The following is a 20,669-nucleotide window of genomic DNA, read 5'->3' on the forward strand; positions in this document are numbered from 1 at the left end:
CCATGCGTGCCATTCGTTGCCTGACCCTGCTGCTGACGCTGATCGCGCCGGCCGCCTTCGCCGCAGGCCCGTATCAGGTGGAAATGATCCTCGTGCGGCAGAACGCCGTGCCCGCGGTGACCAGCCCGTTCGCCCCTGAAGACTGGAGCGCCAGCGCCCCGCGCCTGGACCCGCACGCCGAACGGCCACTGGCGCTGGAAGATGAAGTCACCCGCCTGCAAGCCACCGCCGACTACACCGTGCTGTTGCACAAAGCCTGGCAGCAGGAGGGCAACAGCGTCGCCCTGGGCGCCGGCGAAGAGCAGTTCGGCCACTTCCCCATCGAGGGCAACCTGAAGATCGAAGAAGATCGTTTCATCAAGGTCGATGCCAACTTCTGGGTCAATCAACTCGATGGTAACGGCAGCGTGTTGCGCAGCGAGCAGTTCAGCCAGAGCAACAAGAACATGAAGGCCGGCCAGCTGACCTTCCTCGATGGCGGGCACCTGGCCTTGCTGCTCAAGGTTTCTCCGGCTGGCATGCGCAAGATGCCGCTGCCGGACCCGGAGCTGATGGAGCAGTGAGGTGAGCGACGGCGAGCTGCGCAAACTGCTCGGCGAGTACCCGGGCTGGGTTCGCTCGTTCGCCGAAGCCGCCCTGCAACGAGGCGAACGCTACGCCAGCGAAGGCCGGGTACTGACCACCTCCTGTAACGGCACGCGCGTCCTCGCCAGTTGCCAGGGCAGCGAGGGCCAGGTCTACCAGCAGCGCATCGATCTCGCCGTGCAAGGCCGCCAGTGCAAGGTGCTCGGCCAGTGCAACTGCCCGGTCAGGCTCAACTGCAAGCATTGCGCGGCGGCGCTCTATCACTTGGTCAGCGCCATTCAGCCCGAAGACGCTGCGGCGGACGCCTTGCCGGCCAACCTGCAACGCTGGCTCAAAGGCCTGGAAACCCCGCCCGCCACAGAGGCCGGCCCCCAGGAAGACAAGCGCGGGCGCATGGTCTGCTACCAACTGCGCCTCACCGAAGGCCCTGGCTGCGCCCTGCGCGTGCGCAAAGGCACTCGCGACGAAAATGGCATGCGCTTCAGCCGCGTGCAGTCGCTGTACGAGTTCCTCTACGAACCACCGCGCTTCGTCCAGGAGGAGGACATCCGCATCCTGCGCCTGCTGGCGGCACAGAACCTGCCCAGCGGCCCGGAGCGCGGCTACCCACTCAAGGGCCAGGAAGGCGGCGAGTTGTTGCAGCGCGCCCTCGACACCGGTCACATGCTTTATGACGAAGGCATGCCGCTGCTGCGTGAAGGCGCGGCGCGGGCAGCGGAATTCCGCTGGGTGCGCCAGGACGATGGCAGCTACAGTGGCCGCTGGTACCACGGCGACGAGCCGCTGCGCTGCGTGCTACCGCTGCTGCCACTGTACTACTTCGATTTCGTGACCAGCGAAGTGGGCAAGGTCGGGCACACCCTCGACGCCCATATCGCCCTGCAGCTGACCCTGGCACCCGATGTACCCGAACACCTGATCGTCCCCCTCAGCCACAAGCTCAACGCCTTGAATCACCAGCTTCCTACCCCGACCACCCTCGACCAGCAGTTCGTCGACGATCTTCAGCCGACTGCGCACCTGACCCTCGGTAGCCTCGAATTCAGCGCCTACACGCCCAAGACCGGGCGCATGCAGCGGCAGATGCAGCACCGCGCCGCGCTGTCGTTCGACTACGACGGCCTGCGCGCCAGCGGCAACGACGACAAGCCATTGACCCGCCTGGTCGGCAGCACCAGCCAGCGCATCCGCCGCCAGCCCCAGGCCGAACAGGCGTTGCGCAAGCTGTTGCGCGACTATGGCTTCAAACCCGCCACACGGCAGAGCAAGGCGCTACCCGACAGCGCCGGCGAGATGCTCCAGCTACCCGATGACGAAGCCTGGCTGCGCTTCGCCCGCGAGGGCCTGCCACGCCTGCGCGAGGCCGGCTGGGCGCTCGACGTGCATCGCGATTTCGCCTTCAACCTGCACGAAGTCGACGACTGGTACGCCACCATCGACGAAGCCCCCGGGCACGAATGGTTCGACCTGGAACTGGGCATCGTCGTCGACGGCCAGCGCCACAGCCTGCTGCCCATCGTCCTGCAGCTGCTGCGCAGCAGCCCGGAATTGTTGCGCCCCAGCGAACTGGCGCGACGCAGCGACGACGAGCACCTGCTGATCGACCTCAACCGCGCCCGCCACGACAGCCAGCCGCTGCGCGTGGCGCTGCCCTACGGGCGGATCAAGGCGGTGATGGGCACCCTCGGCGAGCTGTACCTGCACGAGGACGCCGTGGGCCCGAGCCTGCGCCTGGAGCGTACCGACGCCGCACGCCTGAACGAGATCGACCACCTGCCCTTGCAGTGGGAGGGTGGCGCCCAACTGCGCGACCTTGGCCGGCGCCTGCGCGATGCCCGTGACCTGCAGGTCGAACCGCCCACAGGGCTGAACGCCACCCTGCGCCCTTATCAGCAACAAGGCCTTAACTGGCTGCAGGCCCTGCGCGAGATGGGCACCGGCGGCATCCTCGGCGATGACATGGGCCTGGGCAAGACCCTGCAGACCCTCGCCCACCTGCTGCTGGAAAAGGAAGCCGGACGCCTGGCCCATCCAGCCCTGGCAGTGATGCCCACCAGCCTGGTGCCCAACTGGCTGGACGAAGCCCGGCGCTTTGCCCCCGACTTGCGCGTACTGGCCCTGCATGGCCCAGGGCGCAACAAGCACTTCGCCATGCTGGGCGATTACGACCTGGTGCTGACCACCTACGCCCTTGTGCCCCGCGACCTCGAACACCTCAAGGCCCAACCCTGGCACCTGCTGGTGCTGGACGAAGCGCAGAACATCAAGAGCAGCACAAGCAAGGCCGCCCAGGCCGTACGTGAGTTGCAGGCCACCCAGCGCCTGTGCCTGTCCGGTACGCCCATGGAGAACAACCTGGGCGAGCTATGGTCGATCTTCCACTTCCTGATGCCCGGCTGGCTGGGCGACAGCAAGCGTTTCACCCAGGACTACCGCACTCCCATCGAGCGCCATGGCGATGCCGAGCGCATGGCCCACCTGGCCAGCCGCATCCGCCCATTCCTGCTGCGTCGCACCAAGGAACAGGTGGCCACCGAGCTGCCGGCCAAGACCGAGATGGTCCACTGGGTCGAACTCAGCGACGCCCAGCGCGACACCTACGAAGCGGTGCGAGTGGCGATGGACAAGAAAGTCCGCGACGAGATCGCCCGCAATGGCGCGGCGCGCAGCCAGATCGTCATCCTCGACGCGCTGCTCAAGCTGCGCCAGGTGTGCTGCGACCTGCGCCTGGTCAAAGGCACCGAGAGCAAGGGCAGCTCCGCCGACAAAGGCAAATTGGGCAGCTTGCTGGAAATGCTCGAGGAGCTGCTGAGTGAAGGCCGCAGGATCCTGCTGTTCTCGCAATTCACCTCGATGCTGGCGCTGATCGAGTTCGAGCTGGAAAAGCGCGGTATCCGCTACAGCCTGCTGACCGGCGACACCCGGGATCGGCGCGCACCGGTGCAGCAATTCCAGAACGGCGAGAGCGAGGTGTTCCTGATCAGCCTCAAGGCCGGCGGCACCGGCCTGAACCTGACCGCCGCCGACACCGTGATCCACTACGACCCGTGGTGGAACCCGGCCAGCGAGAACCAGGCCACCGACCGCGCCTACCGCATTGGCCAGGACAAGCCGGTGTTCGTGTTCAAGCTGATTACCCGGGGTACGGTGGAAGAGAAGATCCAGCAGTTGCAGCAGGAAAAAGCGGCGCTGGCAGCCGGGTTGCTCGATGGCGGCCAAGCCGGGCAGTGGCGGCTGGGGGATGAGGAGATTGACGCGTTGTTTGCGCCGTTGCCTGGTAAACGGGGTCGTTAAGCCAGCTTATTCCTGTACCGGCCTCTTCGCGGGCAAGCCCGCTCCCACAGGGACAGTGCCAGGCTCAAGGGCGGCACGAACTCTGTGGGAGCGGCGGTTCGCCGCTGCGATTTACCCGCGAAGAGGCCGGCGAGGTCAATCGACCAGTTGCGCCTCTTTCAACGCACCCAGCGCCTCCAACCAACGTGGCTGCTGGCGGTAATCGGTGCGTGCAAAGCCTTGCCCACGCATGCCGGCAATACGCGGCGACGGCTTGACCTTCAGGCGCTGCGCCGCGCTCAGGGCCAGCTCGGCCGCCGCCCGATCATTGCACACCAGGCCCATGTCGCACCCGGCGCTCAACGCGGCTTCGATACGGTTGGCGGCATCGCCCACCACGTGTGCGCCAGCCATCGACAGGTCGTCACTGAAGATCACCCCGTCAAAACCCATCTCGCCACGCAGGATGTCCTGCAGCCAGCGGCGCGAAAAGCCTGCCGGCTGATTGTCCACCTGCGGGTAGATGACGTGGGCCGGCATCACTGCTGCCAACTGCCCGCTCAGGCGGGTGAAGGGCACCAGGTCGGCGGCACGCAGTTGCTCCAGGCTGCGTTCGTCGACCGGGATGGCCACGTGCGAGTCGGCCTCGGCCCAGCCATGGCCGGGGAAGTGCTTGCCGCAGGCGGCCATGCCGGCGGCATTCATGCCACGGATGAACGCGCCGGCCAGTTGCGTGGCGCGCTCGGGGTTGCCTTCGAAGGCACGGCTGCCGACCACGGCGCTGCGCTGGTGATCCAGGTCCAGCACCGGGGCGAAGCTCAAGTCCAGGCCCACCGCCAACACCTCGGTGGCCATAAGCCAACCACACTGCTCGGCCAGGTACTCGGCGTTGCCGTTATCGGCGATCGCGCGCATGGCCGGCAGGCGCACGAAGCCCTGGCGCAGCCGCTGCACCCGGCCGCCTTCCTGGTCGACCGCCAGGATCAGGTCGGGGCGGATGGCGCGGATCGAGGCGCACAGCTCACGCACCTGGCGCGGGCTGTCGATGTTGCGGGCGAAGATGATCAGGCCGGCCACTTCGGGCTGACGCAGCAGGTGGCGGTCTTCGGCGGTGAGCCACTGGCCGGCGATATCCACCATCAGGGAGCCTTGCAGGCTGGCAGTCATAGCGAGTCCTTCATTGAAGATCCAGGGATGCCCAGTGCGGGCAGGCTGCTTCGTCGATCCGTACCGGGCAATGGGCGGGCACGCGATCGAACAAAGCGAGCAGGTCATTGTTGCGCAGGCGCACACAGCCATGGGACAACGCAATGCCCATGGGTTCAGTGTCGGGTGTGCCATGCAGGTAGATGTATCGGCGGAAGGTGTCCAGCGCCCCCAGGCGGTTGACGCCAGGCTCGCAGCCGCTGAGCCAGAGGATGCGGGTGAGGATCCAGTCACGCCCAGGGAATTGTGCGTGCAGCGCTGGCGACCAGGTTTCACCGGTCCAGCGCCGACTACTGAGCACCGCCCCCTGCGGCAAGCCGCCGCCGATCTTCGCCCGGACCTGATGCAGGCCACGCGGCGTGCAACCGGAGCCGTTGCGCTCGCCTGCGCCATTGCGCGCAGTGGAGACCGGCAGGCGCACACGCAACACACCATGGGCGAACCCATAGAGGCACTGGTCGGCGAGGGAGATGTGCAAGTAATCGAGGTCAGGCATGGGGCGCTAGCTTAGCCGAAGCGCCCTGCCCCGCCCAGTGTCAGGCTTTTGCTGCCGTGCTGCTCTTGCTGCGAGGACGCAGTTGCGCCGTGGCCATGGCCTGGTCGGTAACACCGCTGTCGGCGCGCATGCCAGCGGCGAGGAACGGCACCATCAGGCGCATCACCTGCTCGATCGAGGTATTGATGCCGAAATCGGTCTCGGCGATGGCGCGCAAGGCCTTGATACCCGACATGCTGAACGCTGCAGCGCCGAGCATGAAATGCACGCGCCAGAACAGCTCCAGGGGGGGCACACGCGGAGCGGCCTCGTTGACCAGCAGCATGTAGCGGCGGAACACCTTGCCGTACATGTCTTCCAGGTAGCGACGCAGGTGGCCCTGGCTCTGGCTGAAGGCCAGGCCCAGCAGGCGCATGAAGATCGACAGGTCGTTGTTGCTGCGCGGCTGCACGGCGAGCGCCTGCTCCACCAGCATTTCCAGCAACTCTTCGAGGCTGGCTTTTTGCTCCGGACGCCCCTGGCGACGCTCCAGCTCGCGCTCGAGTTCACGCTCCAGGCTTGCGCAGAACGGCCCAAGGAAACGCGAGAACACCGCCTGGATAAGGGCCTTCTTCGAACCGAAGTGGTAGTTCACCGCCGCCAGGTTGACACCGGCCTTGCTGGTGATCAGGCGCAATGAGGTTTCCGCGAACCCGCGCTCCGCGAACAGCTGCTCCGCCGCATCGAGGATGCGTTCAACGGTTTCCGATTGGGCCATGACTACTCCGCCTGACAAACAGTTGTTTGAAACATACGTTTCAGGCCTGCTGATGTCAAGACTCGGTGACCAGCCGGTCGCCATTTAAAAGCGCCAAGTCACAAGCTGCAAGCGACAAGGTGCACCGTTCTTTCGCTGTTTCTTGCAGCAAGCGTCTTGCAGCTCGCCATCCACTGTATATAATCCCAGTCACTGTATAAAAAGACAGAGCCCTCGCCCATGCTGAAACTGACGCCGCGCCAAGCCGAGATTCTGGCTTTCATCAAACGTTGCCTCGAAGACAACGGCTTCCCCCCTACCCGTGCCGAAATCGCCCAGGAGCTGGGCTTCAAGTCGCCGAACGCTGCGGAGGAGCACCTCAAGGCCCTGGCCCGCAAGGGTGCCATCGAAATGACCCCAGGCGCCTCTCGCGGTATTCGCATCCCCGGCCTGGAAGCCAAGAACGACGACAGCGGTCTACCCATCATCGGTCGGGTTGCCGCCGGCGCACCGATCCTCGCCGAGCAACACATCGAGGAATCCTGCAACATCAACCCGGCCTTCTTCCACCCTCGCGCCGACTATTTGCTGCGCGTGCACGGCATGAGCATGAAGGACATCGGTATCTTTGACGGCGACCTGCTTGCCGTACACACCACCCGCGAGGCCCGCAACGGCCAGGTAGTGGTGGCTCGTATCGGTGACGAAGTGACCGTCAAGCGGTTCAAGCGCGAAGGCAGCAAAGTGTGGCTGCTCGCGGAGAATCCGGAATTCGCCCCCATCGAAGTCGACCTGAAAGAACAGGAACTGGTGATCGAGGGCTTGAGCGTCGGCGTTCTGCGCCGCTGACCGAGGAGGCCATATGCAGCCGTTCACCCATGCGCCACAGCCAACCCAGCTACCGTTGTTCGAGGCCTTTCTCGCCCAACCTGTGCTGCCGGGCCTCAAGCCCAGCGCACAACCGCGCAAGAGTAGCCAGAACGAGCTGTTCAGCGAACTGACCCTGCGCGGTGCCCCCGGGCACTGCCAGAGCCTGCTGGCCCCAATACTGCGCGAACTCAGCGAAGAAGACGACAGCCGCTGGCTGACCCTCATCGCTCCACCCGCCAGCCTGACACAAGCCTGGCTGCGCGACGCTGGCCTGAACCGCGAACGCATCCTGCTGCTGCAGCCCGGCGGCAACCAGACCGCGTTGCAATTGGCCTGCGAAGCGCTACGCCTGGGGCGCAGCCATACCGTGGTGAGCTGGCTGGGTAACATCAACAGTGGCGCCCGCCAGCAACTGCTGCGTGCAGCCGCCCTCGGAAATGCACAAAGCCTGAACGTCCGCCTCGGCTGACGTTCAGGCTTTGCCTGTGATCTTTTTGCAACTGTGGGCGCGTAGCGTCACTCAGTGAAGAACTCGCGGCCCTTCTTCACGCTCGAAATCCCCTTCGACAAGCCGGCCGGCCATCTGCACGCCAACGCTGAGCATGGCCTTGGCCACTTCCACATGCTGTCCTTGCAGGAATACCTTGGCATCCTCGGAGAAATCCAGGGTCACCAGGGAACCTTCATCCTCGGCGCGGCGCAGCTCGATCCGGCCATCAGGCAACTCGACAATTTCTAGAAAGGACGTGGACATAAAGGGGCCTGCGTTTCACGAAAGGTCCGTAGTGTAACAGCCAACACGGCTGTCAGCACTCACTCAACGCGTCGCGGAATCGTCTCACCAAGCCTTTCAGGTTGCCGCGCCAGCTTTCAAGCTCCTCTCGCGACAGGGCTGGATGCTCAGGCTCGTCGAGGTTGACCGCCTGGATCAGGGGTTGGGTGACGTCAGTTTTCGGGGCCTTTTTCGCGACCGGTGGTCGGAACAAATCAGCATAAGCACCGAGCAATTGCGCAAGCCACGTTTCACGCTGGCGAACCAGTTCAAGCATCTCGGCGACTTCGGGGATGGCGATACTGTTCAGCGCATCGTCGGCGAGCGCCTGCTCGACCGTGGCCACCACCGGCAGGCGGTAGAACCCCCCAATTTCGTGGCACAGCCCCAGCAGCGCGCCGTACAGGTGGAACAGCGCCGACTCGCGCTCCGCCTGGACCAGGCCCTGGGCGTTCATGGCCTGGCTCTGCTCAGCCTTGGCCATGGACTCCAGTGCGAGGCCTGCGAAGAACAGTTTCTGGTTGGTGCGGGTATAGAGTTCCTGGGCCATTGTCATGACCTCCCGTGGGCTGCAAGCGATAACGCAGTTTCGTGGATTGCCCAGCTCTACCGCAAGTACAAACGATCGCGGGGCAAGCCCGCTCCCACAGGTTCAGTGGGAGCGGGCTTGCCCCGCGATGGGGTAGACGCCTGAATCAGCGCTTGTCTTCTACTTTCCAGGCACCGCCGTCATAGAAGGCTTTCCAGCCGGTCGGCTTGCCATCGACCTCGGACTGCACGTACTGCTCCTTGGTCTTGCGGCTGTAGCGAATCACCGCCGGGCGGCCGTCCGGATCCTTCTGCGGGGCATCGCAGAGGAAGTGGTACTTCGGATCGATCTCGTGCTTGTGCGGCACGATCTCCAGCACCAGTGGCGCGCGAGTCTCGCGGTTCTTGGGGAACTGGCTGGCGGCCAGGAACAGGCCCGAAGCACCATCACGCAGCACGTAAGTGTCGTCGACCTTCTCGCACTTGAGCTCCGGCATGTCCACCTTGTCCATCTTCGGTGGCGCCGCCTCGCCGCTCTTGAGCAGCTTGCGGGTGTTCTTGCACGCAGCGTTAGTGCAACCGAAAAACTTACCGAAACGGCCGGTCTTGAGCTGCATCTCGCTACCGCACTTGTCGCACTCCAGGCTCGGCCCTTCGTAGCCCTTGATGCGGTAGCTACCCTCTTCGATCTCGTAGCCGGCGCAATCCGGGTTGTTACCGCAGATATGCAGCTTGCGCTTCTCGTCGAGCAGGTAGGCATCCATCGCTGTGGCGCAGATCGGGCAACGGTGCTTGCCGCGCAGCACCAGCGACTCCGATTCGCCCTCATCGTCCGCGGCGATCTCGTCGCCCGGCACCAGGTTGACGGTGGCCTTGCAACGCTCCTTCGGCGGCAGGCTGTAGCCGGAACAACCCAGGAACACACCGGTGGAGGCGGTGCGGATCATCATCGGCCGGCCGCATTCCTTGCACGCGATGTTGGTCAGCGTCGGCTGATTGGCACGCATGCCGTTCTCGGCAGATTCGGCGGTTTGCAGCTTTTTGCTGAAATCACCGTAGAACTCGTCGAGGACGTTCTTCCAGTCGCGTTCGCCCTGGGCCACATCATCGAGGTTTTCTTCCATGCCGGCGGTGAAGCCGTAGTCCATCAGATTGGCGAAGCTCTCGGACAAGCGCTCGGTGACGATGTCACCCATCTTTTCGGAGTAGAAGCGACGGTTGTGCAACGTCACATAGCCGCGATCCTGAATGGTCGAGATGATCGCCGCATAGGTCGACGGGCGACCGATACCGCGCTTTTCCATCTCCTTGACCAGGCTGGCTTCGGTGAAGCGCGCCGGGGGTTTGGTGAAGTGCTGGCTGGGGTCGATCTGGATCAGCTTGAGCACTTCGCCCTGGGCCATGTCCGGCAGCACATCGTCTTCGCCTGGCTTGCTCTGCTGCGGCAGTACGCGGGTGTAGCCGTCGAACTTGAGGATGCGGCCCTTGGCACGCAGCTCGAAGTTACCGGCTGCCACGGTGACGCTGGTGGACAGGTACTGCGCCGGCGGCATCTGGCAGGCCAGGAACTGGCGCCAGATCAGCTCGTACAGGCGCTCGGCATCGCGCTCCATGCCACTGAGCTTGGTCGGGTGGGTGTTGACGTCGGACGGGCGGATCGCCTCGTGCGCTTCCTGTGCCCCTTCCTTGCTGCCGTAGACGATGGGTGCGGCCGGCAGGTACTGCTTGCCGAATTCTTTTTCGATGTAGCTGCGCGCCATCTCGACCGCATCGGTCGACAGGTTGGTCGAGTCGGTACGCATGTAGGTGATGTAGCCAGCTTCGTACAGACGCTGGGCCATCATCATGGTCTTCTTCACCCCGAAGCCCAGGCGGTTGCTCGCCGCCTGCTGCAGGGTGGAGGTGATGAACGGCGCCGACGGCTTGCTGCTGGTCGGGCGGTCTTCGCGCTTGCTCACGCTGTAGCTGGAAGCCTTCAGCTTCTCCAGCGCGGCCATGGCCTGGGCTTCGTTGAGCGGCTTGAACGCCTCACCGTTTTCGCGCGCCACTTCGAAACGCACCTTGGCGTTCTTGGCGGTGCCCAGGTCGGCGTGGACCTCCCAGTATTCTTCGGGGATGAACGCGCGGATCTCACGCTCACGCTCGACCACCAGTTTCACTGCCACCGACTGCACACGGCCGGCGGACAGCCCGCGGGCGATCTTGGCCCACAGCAGTGGCGACACCATGTAGCCCACCACGCGATCGAGGAAACGGCGTGCCTGCTGGGCGTTGACCCGATCGATGTCGAGCTCGCCCGGCTGCGAGAACGCTTCCTGGATGGCTTTCTTGGTGATCTCGTTGAACACCACGCGCTTGTAACGGCTGTCGTCACCACCGATGGCTTCGCGCAGGTGCCAGGCAATAGCTTCCCCCTCGCGATCCAAGTCGGTTGCGAGATAGATGGTGTCGGCATCCTTGGCCAGGCGGCGCAGTTCTTCGATCACCTTCTCCTTGCCAGGAAGGATCTCGTACTTGGCCTTCCAGCCGGCCTCGGGGTCGACACCCATGCGCGCAACCAGCGTGCGCCGGGCCTTCTCCTTCGGCGTCAGGGCCGGTGCTTCGGCCGCGGCCTTGCCGCGCTTGGCCGCCGGTTCCTTGCTCGCACTGGCGGAACCGCTGGTGGGGAGGTCGCGGATATGGCCGATACTCGACTTCACCACGTACTGGTTACCCAGGTACTTGTTGATGGTCTTGGCCTTGGCCGGGGATTCCACAATGACCAGCGATTTGCCCATGGATCGGAGTATTCCTGAATCTGAAGATGAAAAACGCGTCAGGTGCCGGACGCGGCACCGCTATATATAGTGGCGAAACAGCGAGGTCAAGCTTGGCGCTTCATTCGCTCGCCTTGGCCAGCAGCGCGGACAGCCCGTCGTCGGCCTTGACCAAAGCAAAGCGTGGCACCTGCTCGCCGTCAACCTCGACAGACTCGAGGAACATCGAAAGCGGCCGCACCCACAGGCCAAATTCGCCGTACAGGGCCTGGTAGAACACCACCCACTCCTCGGTCTCGGAATGGCGCGCAGCGCCGAACACACGATACTCGGGGCCCTTGTAGTGCCGGTACACACCGGGTTGTATCTGCATGTCGTCCCGCCTCTTGAACAAATCCTGTAAAAAACAAAAACCGGGGCACAGGGCCCCGGTTGCTGCCTTGCAACGCGATCAGACGCGTTCGAAGACAGTGGTGATGCCTTGGCCCAGGCCGACGCACATGGTGGCAACGCCGAGCGTACCGCCATTCTGCTTCATGACGTTGAGCAGGGTGCCGGAAATCCGTGCACCGGAGCAACCGAACGGGTGGCCCAGTGCGATGGCGCCGCCGTGCAGGTTAACCTTCTCATCCATCTTGTCGAGCACTTTCAGATCTTTCAGCACTGGCAAGGCCTGTGCGGCGAAGGCTTCGTTGAGCTCGATGAAGTCGATGTCGGCCATGGTCAGGCCGGCGCGCTTGAGCGCTTTCTGCGTCGACGGTACCGGGCCGTAACCCATGATCGCCGGGTCCACGCCGGCCACCGCCATCGAACGGATCACCGCCAATGGCTGGATGCCCAGGTCCATGGCACGCTGGCCGGACATGACGATCATGCACGAGGCGCCGTCGGTGATCTGCGAGGAAGTACCCGCAGTGACGGTGCCACCTTTGGGGTTGAACGCCGGCTTGAGCGACGCCAGGCCTTCGAGGGTGGTTTCCGGGCGAATGGTCTCGTCGAAGTCGAAGACTTTCAGGAAGCCGCTCTCGTCGTAGCCCTGCATCGGGATGATCTCATCCTTGAACTTGCCTTCGACCGTCGCCTTGTGGGCGAGCTGGTGCGAACGCACGCCGAACAGGTCCTGTTGCTCACGGGTGATGCCATGCATCTTGCCGAGCATTTCGGCAGTCAGGCCCATCATGCCGGACGCCTTGGCGGCGTGCAGCGACATGTGCGGGTTGGGGTCGACGCCATGCATCATGCTGACGTGGCCCATGTGCTCGACACCACCAATGACGAACACGTCGCCGTTGCCGGTCATGATCGCCTGGGCGGCAGTGTGCAGCGCGCTCATCGACGAACCGCACAGGCGGCTGACGGTTTGCGCGGCGGAGGTGTGCGGGATCTGGGTCATCAGCGACGCCATGCGCGCGATGTTCCAGCCCTGCTCCAGGGTCTGGTTGACGCAGCCCCAGATCACGTCCTCGACTTCTTTCGGGTCGACCTTGTCGTTGCGCTCCAGCAGCTTGCTGATCAGGTGCGCGGACATGTCTTCGGCGCGGGTATTGCGGTGCATGCCACCCTTGGAGCGGCCCATCGGCGTGCGACCGAAGTCGACAATCACCACGTCTCTTGGATTCAGGCTCATATCAATAATCTCGCTCTAGCTCGTGGGGCGCTCAGTTGAAGAAGCGCTGGCCGTTCTTGGCCATTTCGCGCAGCTTCGCAGTGGGGTGGTACAGCGGCCCCAGGTCGGCGTACTGGTCGGCCAGGGCGACGAACTCGGCAACCCCGATCGAATCGATGTAACGCAGCGCACCACCGCGGAAGGGAGGGAAACCGATGCCGTAGACCAGGCCCATGTCGGCTTCGGCTGCGGTTTCGACGATGCCGTCTTCCAGGCAGCGCACGGTCTCCAGGCACAGCGGGACCATCATCCAGTTGATGATGTCTTCGTCGCTCACTTCACGCTGTTCGAAGATGACCGGCTTGAGCACGTCGAGCACGCTGGCATCGGCGACTTTCTTCGGCTTGCCGCGCTTGTCGGTCTCGTAGGCGTAGAAGCCCTTGCCGTTCTTCTGGCCCAGGCGGTTGGCCTCGTACAGGGCGTCGACGGCGGAGCGGCGATCGTCCTTCATGCGGTCCGGGAAGCCTTCGGCCATCACGTCACGGCCGTGGTGGCCGGTGTCGATGCCGACCACGTCCATCAGGTAGGCCGGGCCCATCGGCCAGCCGAACTTCTCCATGACCTTGTCGATGCGTACGAAGTCGACGCCAGCGCTGACCAGCTTGGCGAAACCGCCGAAGTACGGGAACAGCACGCGGTTGACCAGGAAGCCCGGGCAGTCGTTGACCACGATCGGGTTCTTGCCCATCTTCTTGGCGTAGGCGACGGTGGTGGCCACTGCGACTTCGCTGGACTTCTCGCCACGGATGACTTCCACCAGCGGCATCATGTGCACCGGGTTGAAGAAGTGCATGCCGACGAAGTTTTCCGGACGCTTGAGCGCCTTGGCCAGCAGGTTGATGGAGATGGTCGAGGTGTTGGAAGCGAGAATCGCATCTTCCTTCACCTGGCCTTCCACTTCGGCCAGCACGGCTTGCTTGACCTTCGGGTTCTCGACCACGGCTTCGACGACGATGTCGACGTTGGCGAAATCACCGTAGGAGAGGGTCGGACGGATGGCGTTGAGGGCTTCTGCCATCTTGGCCGGGGTCAGGCGGCCTTTCTCGACGCGCTTGCCGAGCAGCTTGGAGGCTTCGTTCAGACCCAGCTGGATGGCTTCCTCGCGGATGTCCTTCATCAGGATCGGCGTACCCTTGACCGCCGACTGGTAGGCGATGCCGCCGCCCATGATGCCGGCGCCGAGCACGGCGGCCTGCTTCACATCGTGGGCGATTTCGTCATGGGCCTTGGCCTTGCGCTTGAGCTCCTGGTCGTTGAGGAACAGGCCGATCAGGCTTTCGGCGACCGAGGTCTTGGCCAGCTTGGCGAAGCCGGCGGCCTCGACTTCCAGGGCCTTGTCACGGCCGAAGTTGGCGGCCTTCTGGATGGTCTTGATCGCTTCGACCGGCGCTGGGTAGTTCGGGCCGGCCTGGCCAGCAACGAAGCCCTTGGCGGTCTCGAAGGCCATCATCTGCTCGATGGCGTTGAGCTTGAGCTTTTCCAGCTTGGGCTGGCGCTTGGCCTTGTAGTCCAGCTCGCCGCTGATGGCGCGCTTGATCAGGTCCAGGGCACCGGCCTGCAGCAGCTCGGGGGCCACCACGGCGTCGACGGCGCCGACTTTCAGCGCGTCCTCGGCACGGTTTTCCTTGCCCGAGGCGATCCACTCAATGGCGTTGTCCGAACCGATCAGGCGCGGCAGGCGCACGGTGCCGCCGAAGCCTGGGTAGATGCCCAGCTTGACTTCCGGCAGGCCGATCTTGGCGCTGCTGGACATGACCCGGTAGTCGGCTGCCAGGCACATCTCCAGGCCACCGCCCAGGGCGATGCCGTTGATGGCGACGACTGTCGGCACCTGCAGGTCTTCGAAGTCATTGAAAATGCGGTTGGCTTCCAGGTTGCCGGCGACCAGTTCGGCCTCAGGCAGCTTGAAGTTGTCGACGAATTCGGTGATGTCGGCGCCGACGATGAACACGTCCTTGCCACTGCTGACGATAACGCCCTTGACCGAGGCATCGGCCTTGATGACGTCGACTGCCTGGCGCAGCTCGTTCAGGGTGAGGCGGTTGAACTTGTTGACGGACTCACCCTTGAGGTCGAACTTCAGTTCGACGATGCCGCTTTCAAGAGCCTTAACCGTGATGGCTTTACCTTCGTAAATCATCAACTGATCTCCACGATATGGAAGCTGAACTGTACACGCCGATCGCTGGCGAAAGAGCCGGTTGGTCCGAGCCCTGTCCCAGGCACACCCGTCGGCGCGCTAATCGGGATTCTGTAAGAGCCGTCTGACATACAAACGCTCAATTCATACGCCCGTTTGATTCGGGTGTGCACACATTCTCCGAAAAGAACGGCGTTGTCAAATGCTCTCAAGCACCTTGGAAACGCGACTTTCCGGTCATCTTGCATCCGCCGGGTACGAAACATGATGACAGTGATCGCCGACCATTCATGTCAGCGATCGACTCAAAAGAAGGCCTGACGGCAACTGTTTTTAAACGCGCCGCCCCACAATGGCTACACTGGCAATTGTTGAAAATGTTTCCGGCCTGCCTGGCCTTTTTCTGCGCTGCAGAACGCACAGCGGCGCGCAGGAGCCTTCAAGCTCCTGCGCGCCGCTGTGTCGTTGAGGGGTAGGTCAAGCGAGGGTTTCGAGCACCCTGGCAATATCCTGCAAAACAGAGCTTTCGCCACGCTCCGACCAATACAGGGCGATCATGCGGGTGTCGGCCTCGACTTTGTAGACGCTCTCGGGCAAGCCAGCAAAGGCTTCAGCCAGGCGCGCATCCTCGCAGGGTTCGCGCCACTGGTTCCACCAGACGCCCGGCGCAACCTGCCAGTAGCACCAGCTGTCCCCCCTGCCCTTGCGTCGGGCCCGATGGTACTGCGGGCATGGGCTGGGCGGCTCCTTTTCCAGCCAGTGCGGCCACTGCTGGGGGGTCAGCTGCATGGCCAAGCCCATGCGCCGCCCCTCCAGGCGCAGGTTCATCTGCTGGCTCTGCTTGCGCGAGGGGCGCAGCCAGACCAACGGGCTCAGCACCACCGCAAGGATTGACACCACCAGCCATACCGTCATATCTGTAGACCTTATAAAGCGTTGCAAATGAGCGGGTTACTCAGGATTCACGGAAGACCCGCGCGAAAGCGACCATACTTCTACTTATCGCGAATGTCAGGAGTACTGCTCATGTCCTACGAACATCTTCTGGTCGCTGTCGACCTGACCGAAGAATGCGACCCGGTGATCAAGCGCGCCATGAAGATCGCCGAGCCCACGGGCGCGAAGGTTTCCCTGGTGCATATCGTCGAACCGATGGCCATGGCATTCGGCGGGGACGTGCCCATGGACCTCTCGCAACTGCAGCAGCAGCAGTTCGACCAGGCCAAGGAGCGCATGGATCGTCTGTTCAACAAGTATCCGGACATCCAGCGCGGCGATTCGCACCTGACCTACGGCCAGCCTCGCCAGGAAATCCACCAGTTGGCCAAGGATCAGAACTGCGACCTGATCGTGGTCGGCAGCCATGGCCGCCATGGTTTGGCGTTGTTGCTGGGCTCCACCGCCAACGATGTATTGCACGGGGCGCCGTGCGACGTGCTGGCGGTGCGCTTGCAGAAAAAGAGTGAGTGATACCGTTATCGCGGGGCAAGCCCGCTCCCACAAGCTGCATGGGAGCGGGCTTGCCCCGCGACTTTCTCAGCCTTCCAGCTCGGCCCAGCGCTCCACCAGCGCGTCCAGCTCACCCTGCAGCTTTTCCAGCTTGGCCAGCACGGCGGATGTTTCGCCGATTGGGCGCTGGTAGAAGCTTGCACCACTGACCTCTTCCTGCAACCCGGCCATCTGCTGTTCAATGACATCGATCTGCCCAGGCAACGCTTCGAGCTCGCGCTGCAGCTTGTAGCTGAGCTTCTTCTTGCTGGCATCCGCGGCCGGAGCGGCAACGGCGGCAGGCGCCACCTCTTCCACCGGTTTTTCAACCACGGCGCTGTTGAGTTCGGACTTGCCGCCCTTGCTCTCGGTCACGCCCAGCAACTTCGGCGAGCCACCCTGGCGAATCCAGTCCTCGTAGCCACCGACGTACTCGCGCACGCGCCCCTCGCCCTCGAACACCAGGGTGCTGGTGACCACGTTGTCGAGGAAGGCCCGGTCGTGGCTGACCATCAGCACCGTGCCCTTGTAGTTGGACAACACCTCTTCGAGCAGCTCGAGGGTCTCCACGTCCAGGTCGTTGGTCGGTTCGTCCAGCACCAGCAGGTTGGCCGGCTTGCTGAACAGCTTGGCCAGCAGCAGCCGCGCGCGCTCGCCACCGGACAGCGCCTTGACCGGCGTGCGCGCACGCTGCGGGCTGAACAGGAAGTCGCCGAGGTAGCTGAGCACATGGCGGTTCTGGCCGTCGATCTCGATGAAATCGCGACCTTCGGCGAGGTTGTCGATAACCGTCTTTTCCAGGTCCAGCTGATGGCGCATCTGGTCGAAATAGGCGACTTCCAGCTTGGTACCCACCTCGACCTTGCCCGCGGTCGGCTGCAGATCACCCAGCATCAACTTGAGCAAGGTGGTCTTGCCGGTACCGTTGGCACCCAGCAGACCGATACGGTCCTGGCGCTGCAGCACCATGGAAAAGTCCTTGACCAGCTTGGGCCCGCCCTGATGCGCGAAGCTGACGTCTTCCAGCACCATCACCTGCTTGCCGGACTTGTCCGCCACTTCGATCTGGATATTGGCCTTGCCTTGGCGCTCGCGGCGCTCGCCGCGCTCCACGCGCAGCGCCTTGAGCGCACGCACGCGGCCCTCGTTGCGGGTACGGCGCGCCTTGATGCCCTGGCGGATCCACACTTCCTCCTGGGCCAGGCGCTTGTCGAACAGCGCGTTGGCGGTCTCTTCAGCGGCGAGTGCGGCCTCCTTGTGCACCAGGAAGCTGGCATAGTCACCGTTCCAGTCGATCAGGCCACCACGGTCCAGTTCAAGAATGCGCGTGGCCAGGTTCTGCAGGAACGAACGGTCGTGGGTGATGAACAGCACCGCCCCGTTGAAGCTGCTCAGGGCTTCTTCCAACCAGGCGATGGCACCGATATCCAGATGGTTGGTCGGCTCGTCGAGCAGCAGCAGGTCCGGCTCGGACACCAACGCCTGGGCCAGCAGGACGCGGCGGCGCCAGCCGCCGGACAGCTCGGCCAGGGTCTTGTCGGCCGGCAGTTGCAGGCGGCTCAGGGTACTTTCGACCACCTGCTGCAGGCGCCAGCCATCGCGGGCCTCCAGTTCGTGCTGGACATGCATCAGCTTGTCCAGGTCTTCGGCAGTGTGGATGTTCTGGCTCAGGTGGTGATACTCGGCCAGCAGTTCACCCACACCATCGAGGCCTGCGGCCACCACGTCGAATACGCTGCGTTCGTCGGCCACCGGCAGCTCCTGCGGCAGCTCGCCAATCTTCAGGCCCGGCGCACGCCAGACGTCGCCGTCATCAGGCTTCTGCTCGCCCTTGACCAGGCGCAGCATGCTCGACTTGCCCGTACCGTTGCGGCCGATGATGCACACCCGCTCACCACGGGCGATTTGCCAGGAAACCTTGTCCAGCAGCGGCATGGCGCCGAACGCGAGGGACACATCGCTGAATTTGAGCAGGGTCATGATCATCTCCAAAAACCGGGCGCGCATTCTACCCGACTTGCCCCCGGTCGGCATCAAGGGCGCATGGCCAGCAGCCCTGCGTCGGATAACAACTCGATACAAGCACAGTGCTTTCACCGCCCCCCGGCAAACGGCTAAGCTAGGCAGTAATACCCAACAGTGCTGGCTCCGCCGTCACTCTCAATGGTTCAACTGCCCGGACGTATCATGCGCAGCCGCCTGTTACAAATTGCTTCCTGCCTGTTGCTCACCGCCACTGTCGCGAGTGCCGCACAGGCCGCCGACATCACCCAGCAACGCCAGTATTACGACGAAGCCAAGCGCGCCCTGGCAAAAGGCGACAAGGGGCCGTACCTGCGCTACGCACAGGCATTGCGCGACTACCCGCTCACGCCCTACCTGACATACGACGAGTTGACCGCCCGCCTCAAGAGCGCCAGCAACGAAGAAATCGAAGGTTTCCTCGCCGCCCACGGCGACCTGCCACAGGCCAACTGGATGAAGCTGCGCTGGTTGCGCTGGCTGGCCGAACGCGGCGAATGGAACACGTTCGTCAAGTACTACGACCCCAAGCTCAACTTCACCGAGCTTGACTGCCTCAATGGTCAGTACCAGCTGAGCCACGGCAAGCGCGCCGAAGGTTTCGCCAGCGCGGAAAAACTGTGGAACGTTGGCAAGTCGCAACCAGCAGCTTGCGATACGCTGTTCGCCATGTGGGCCGCCGAAGGCCAACTGACCGAGGCCAAACGCTGGCAGCGCGCCAAGCTGGCGGCGCAGGCGCGCAACTATGGGCTGGCCAATCAACTGGTGAAAACCCTCACCACCCTCGCCCCCCAAGGCAAGCTGTTGATCGACGTGGCGCAAAAACCTGAACTGCTGAACCAGCCGTCGCGCTTCACGCCAGTCAACGAGGCCATGTCCGACGTCGTCAGCCTCGGCCTGCGTCGCCTGGCACGCCAAAACCCCGACCAAGCCATGGCGTTGCTCGACGACTACGCCCAGCGCATGCATTTTTCCCGCGACGAGAAGGTCGCCATCGCCCGCGAAATCGGCCTGACGCTAGCCCGCCGCTATGACCCACGGGCGCTCGACCTCATGACCCGCTACGACCCTGAGCTGCGCGACAACACCGTCAGCGAATGGCGCATGCGCCTGCTGCTGCGCCTGGGCCGCTGGGAAGACGCCTACGAGCTGACCAAGCGCCTGCCCCAGGACCTGGCCAGCAGCAACCGCTGGAAATACTGGCAGGCGCGCAGCCTCGAACTGGCGCAACCCAACAACCCGCAAATTCCGCTGCTTTACAAGACCGTGGCCCGCGAGCGCGACTTCTACGGCTTCCTCGCCGCCGACCGGGCACAGACCCCCTACCAGTTGAACAACAAGCCGCTGGTGCTCAGCCAGGCGGTAATCAACAAGGTGCGCAACACCCCCGGCGTGCGCCGTGCGCTGGAGTTCCATGCCCGCGGCCAGATCGTCGAGGGCCGCCGCGAGTGGTACCACGTCAGCCGCCACTTCAACCGTGACGAAATGGTCGCCCAGGCACGCCTGGCCTACGACATGCGCTGGTACTTCCCGGCCATCCGCACCATCAGCCAGGCCCAATACTGGGACGACCTGGACATCCGCTTCCCCATGGCCCACCGCGACACGCTGGTGCGCGAGGCCAAGGTCCGCGGCCTGCATTCGAGCTGGGTGTTCGCCATCACCCGCCAGGAAAGCGCCTTCATGGAAGACGCCCGCTCCAGCGTGGGCGCCAGCGGCCTGATGCAGTTGATGCCGGCAACCGCCAAGGAGACCGCGCGCAAGTTCAGCATCCCGCTGGCCTCGCCCGCACAGGTGTTCAACCCGGACAAGAACATCCAGCTCGGCGCCGCCTACCTCAGCCAGGTACACAGCCAGTTCAACGGCAACCGCGTACTCGCCTCGGCTGCCTACAACGCCGGCCCCGGCCGCGTGCGCCAGTGGCTCAAGGGCGCCAAGCACCTGAGCTTCGATGTGTGGGTCGAGTCGATCCCGTTCGATGAGACACGCCAGTACGTGCAGAACGTGCTGTCGTATTCGGTGATCTACGGGCAGAAACTCAATTCGCCGCAACCGCTGGTGGATTGGCACGAGCGCTACTTCGACGACATGTAAAGATCGCGGGGCAAGCCCGGTCCCACGATGCCTTGAT

The 20,669-nt window shown here is 63.7% G+C and carries 17 protein-coding genes; 6 read left to right on the forward strand and 11 right to left on the reverse strand.

Features of this window, described 5'->3' with window-relative positions:
* The first annotated feature begins 2 nt into the window (after nt 1-2).
* Nucleotides 3-563 (forward strand): CsiV family protein, encoded by a 561-nt coding sequence (locus IX761_RS00380; protein WP_194787589.1) that lies wholly within the window; start codon nt 3-5, stop codon nt 561-563.
* 415 nt (nt 564-978) lie between these two features.
* On the forward strand, nt 979-3,879 hold the full coding sequence (locus IX761_RS00385) for a DEAD/DEAH box helicase (protein WP_416366752.1): 2,901 nt from the start codon (nt 979-981) through the stop codon (nt 3,877-3,879).
* 135 nt (nt 3,880-4,014) lie between these two features.
* On the opposite strand, the gene nagZ is transcribed toward IX761_RS00385, so the two are convergent.
* The 3 genes from nagZ to IX761_RS00400 are packed head-to-tail and all read right to left on the reverse strand — an operon-like array spanning nt 4,015 to nt 6,317.
* Nucleotides 4,015-5,013, reverse strand: a complete 999-nt coding sequence (nagZ, locus tag IX761_RS00390; RefSeq protein ID WP_194787844.1) for a beta-N-acetylhexosaminidase — start codon at nt 5,011-5,013, stop codon at nt 4,015-4,017.
* Nucleotides 5,014-5,035: 22 nt separating this feature from the next.
* Nucleotides 5,036-5,560: a L,D-transpeptidase gene (locus IX761_RS00395; protein ID WP_194787591.1), complete on the reverse strand. Its 525-nt coding sequence runs from the start codon at nt 5,558-5,560 to the stop codon at nt 5,036-5,038.
* A gap of 40 nt (nt 5,561-5,600) precedes the next feature.
* Nucleotides 5,601-6,317 carry a TetR/AcrR family transcriptional regulator gene (locus IX761_RS00400; protein WP_194787592.1) on the reverse strand — a complete coding sequence of 239 codons (717 nt, stop codon included), beginning with the start codon at nt 6,315-6,317 and terminating at the stop codon, nt 5,601-5,603.
* A gap of 219 nt (nt 6,318-6,536) precedes the next feature.
* Between IX761_RS00400 and lexA the strand changes: the two genes are divergently transcribed.
* Both lexA and sulA read left to right on the forward strand, forming a co-directional pair.
* A complete protein-coding gene (gene lexA / locus IX761_RS00405; RefSeq protein WP_194787593.1) occupies nt 6,537-7,145 on the forward strand; it encodes a transcriptional repressor LexA in 609 nt (202 codons plus the stop codon).
* Between the two features lie 13 nt (nt 7,146-7,158).
* Nucleotides 7,159-7,635: an SOS-induced cell division inhibitor SulA gene (sulA, locus tag IX761_RS00410; RefSeq protein WP_194787594.1), complete on the forward strand. Its 477-nt coding sequence runs from the start codon at nt 7,159-7,161 to the stop codon at nt 7,633-7,635.
* A 51-nt stretch (nt 7,636-7,686) separates the two neighbouring features.
* Here the strand turns inward: sulA and IX761_RS00415 are convergent, their stop codons facing one another.
* From IX761_RS00415 to IX761_RS00445, 7 genes are all read right to left on the reverse strand, one after another.
* Complete coding sequence (locus tag IX761_RS00415; protein ID WP_194787595.1) at nt 7,687-7,920, reverse strand: hypothetical protein; 234 nt, start codon at nt 7,918-7,920, stop codon at nt 7,687-7,689.
* Nucleotides 7,921-7,972: 52 nt separating this feature from the next.
* The gene (locus IX761_RS00420) at nt 7,973-8,488 is read right to left on the reverse strand and encodes a DUF6586 family protein (RefSeq protein ID WP_194787596.1); all 516 of its coding nucleotides are present in this window, start codon (nt 8,486-8,488) and stop codon (nt 7,973-7,975) included.
* Between the two features lie 145 nt (nt 8,489-8,633).
* Entirely contained in the window at nt 8,634-11,243 is a 2,610-nt protein-coding gene (gene topA, locus IX761_RS00425; protein ID WP_194787597.1) for a type I DNA topoisomerase, read from the reverse strand.
* Nucleotides 11,244-11,343: 100 nt separating this feature from the next.
* The gene (locus IX761_RS00430) at nt 11,344-11,595 is read right to left on the reverse strand and encodes a DUF1653 domain-containing protein (protein ID WP_194787598.1); all 252 of its coding nucleotides are present in this window, start codon (nt 11,593-11,595) and stop codon (nt 11,344-11,346) included.
* Nucleotides 11,596-11,673: 78 nt separating this feature from the next.
* A complete protein-coding gene (gene fadA, locus IX761_RS00435) occupies nt 11,674-12,849 on the reverse strand; it encodes an acetyl-CoA C-acyltransferase FadA (RefSeq protein WP_194787599.1) in 1,176 nt (391 codons plus the stop codon).
* A 31-nt stretch (nt 12,850-12,880) separates the two neighbouring features.
* A complete protein-coding gene (fadB, locus tag IX761_RS00440; protein ID WP_194787600.1) occupies nt 12,881-15,028 on the reverse strand; it encodes a fatty acid oxidation complex subunit alpha FadB in 2,148 nt (715 codons plus the stop codon).
* A 477-nt stretch (nt 15,029-15,505) separates the two neighbouring features.
* Entirely contained in the window at nt 15,506-15,943 is a 438-nt protein-coding gene (locus IX761_RS00445) for a hypothetical protein (RefSeq protein WP_194787601.1), read from the reverse strand.
* A gap of 111 nt (nt 15,944-16,054) precedes the next feature.
* Here IX761_RS00445 and IX761_RS00450 point away from each other — a divergent pair, with 111 nt between their 5' ends.
* Nucleotides 16,055-16,498 carry a universal stress protein gene (locus IX761_RS00450; protein WP_194787602.1) on the forward strand — a complete coding sequence of 148 codons (444 nt, stop codon included), beginning with the start codon at nt 16,055-16,057 and terminating at the stop codon, nt 16,496-16,498.
* 66 nt (nt 16,499-16,564) lie between these two features.
* On the opposite strand, the gene IX761_RS00455 is transcribed toward IX761_RS00450, so the two are convergent.
* Nucleotides 16,565-18,496: an ATP-binding cassette domain-containing protein gene (locus IX761_RS00455; protein ID WP_194787603.1), complete on the reverse strand. Its 1,932-nt coding sequence runs from the start codon at nt 18,494-18,496 to the stop codon at nt 16,565-16,567.
* A gap of 207 nt (nt 18,497-18,703) precedes the next feature.
* Here IX761_RS00455 and IX761_RS00460 point away from each other — a divergent pair, with 207 nt between their 5' ends.
* Nucleotides 18,704-20,632: a transglycosylase SLT domain-containing protein gene (locus IX761_RS00460; RefSeq protein WP_194787604.1), complete on the forward strand. Its 1,929-nt coding sequence runs from the start codon at nt 18,704-18,706 to the stop codon at nt 20,630-20,632.
* The last annotated feature ends 37 nt before the right edge of the window (nt 20,633-20,669 follow it).

Origin of the sequence: Pseudomonas sp. UFMG81, from assembly GCF_015354575.1 — a bacterium.
GTDB lineage: Bacteria > Pseudomonadota > Gammaproteobacteria > Pseudomonadales > Pseudomonadaceae > Aquipseudomonas.

Bases quoted from the DNA above. Each gene is read 5' to 3' on its own strand.
- IX761_RS00430 (WP_194787598.1), bottom strand. From the start codon at position 11,595: ATGCAGATACAACCCGGTGTGTACCGGCACTACAAGGGCCCCGAGTAT.
- IX761_RS00415 (WP_194787595.1), bottom strand. From the start codon at position 7,920: ATGTCCACGTCCTTTCTAGAAATTGTCGAGTTGCCTGATGGCCGGATC.
- sulA (WP_194787594.1), top strand. From the start codon at position 7,159: ATGCAGCCGTTCACCCATGCGCCACAGCCAACCCAGCTACCGTTGTTC.
- fadA (WP_194787599.1), bottom strand. From the start codon at position 12,849: ATGAGCCTGAATCCAAGAGACGTGGTGATTGTCGACTTCGGTCGCACG.
- fadB (WP_194787600.1), bottom strand. From the start codon at position 15,028: ATGATTTACGAAGGTAAAGCCATCACGGTTAAGGCTCTTGAAAGCGGC.
- IX761_RS00400 (WP_194787592.1), bottom strand. From the start codon at position 6,317: ATGGCCCAATCGGAAACCGTTGAACGCATCCTCGATGCGGCGGAGCAG.
- topA (WP_194787597.1), bottom strand. From the start codon at position 11,243: ATGGGCAAATCGCTGGTCATTGTGGAATCCCCGGCCAAGGCCAAGACC.
- IX761_RS00380 (WP_194787589.1), top strand. From the start codon at position 3: ATGCGTGCCATTCGTTGCCTGACCCTGCTGCTGACGCTGATCGCGCCG.
- IX761_RS00420 (WP_194787596.1), bottom strand. From the start codon at position 8,488: ATGGCCCAGGAACTCTATACCCGCACCAACCAGAAACTGTTCTTCGCA.
- IX761_RS00455 (WP_194787603.1), bottom strand. From the start codon at position 18,496: ATGACCCTGCTCAAATTCAGCGATGTGTCCCTCGCGTTCGGCGCCATG.
- IX761_RS00385 (WP_416366752.1), top strand. From the start codon at position 979: ATGGTCTGCTACCAACTGCGCCTCACCGAAGGCCCTGGCTGCGCCCTG.
- IX761_RS00460 (WP_194787604.1), top strand. From the start codon at position 18,704: ATGCGCAGCCGCCTGTTACAAATTGCTTCCTGCCTGTTGCTCACCGCC.
- IX761_RS00450 (WP_194787602.1), top strand. From the start codon at position 16,055: ATGTCCTACGAACATCTTCTGGTCGCTGTCGACCTGACCGAAGAATGC.
- IX761_RS00445 (WP_194787601.1), bottom strand. From the start codon at position 15,943: ATGACGGTATGGCTGGTGGTGTCAATCCTTGCGGTGGTGCTGAGCCCG.
- lexA (WP_194787593.1), top strand. From the start codon at position 6,537: ATGCTGAAACTGACGCCGCGCCAAGCCGAGATTCTGGCTTTCATCAAA.
- IX761_RS00395 (WP_194787591.1), bottom strand. From the start codon at position 5,560: ATGCCTGACCTCGATTACTTGCACATCTCCCTCGCCGACCAGTGCCTC.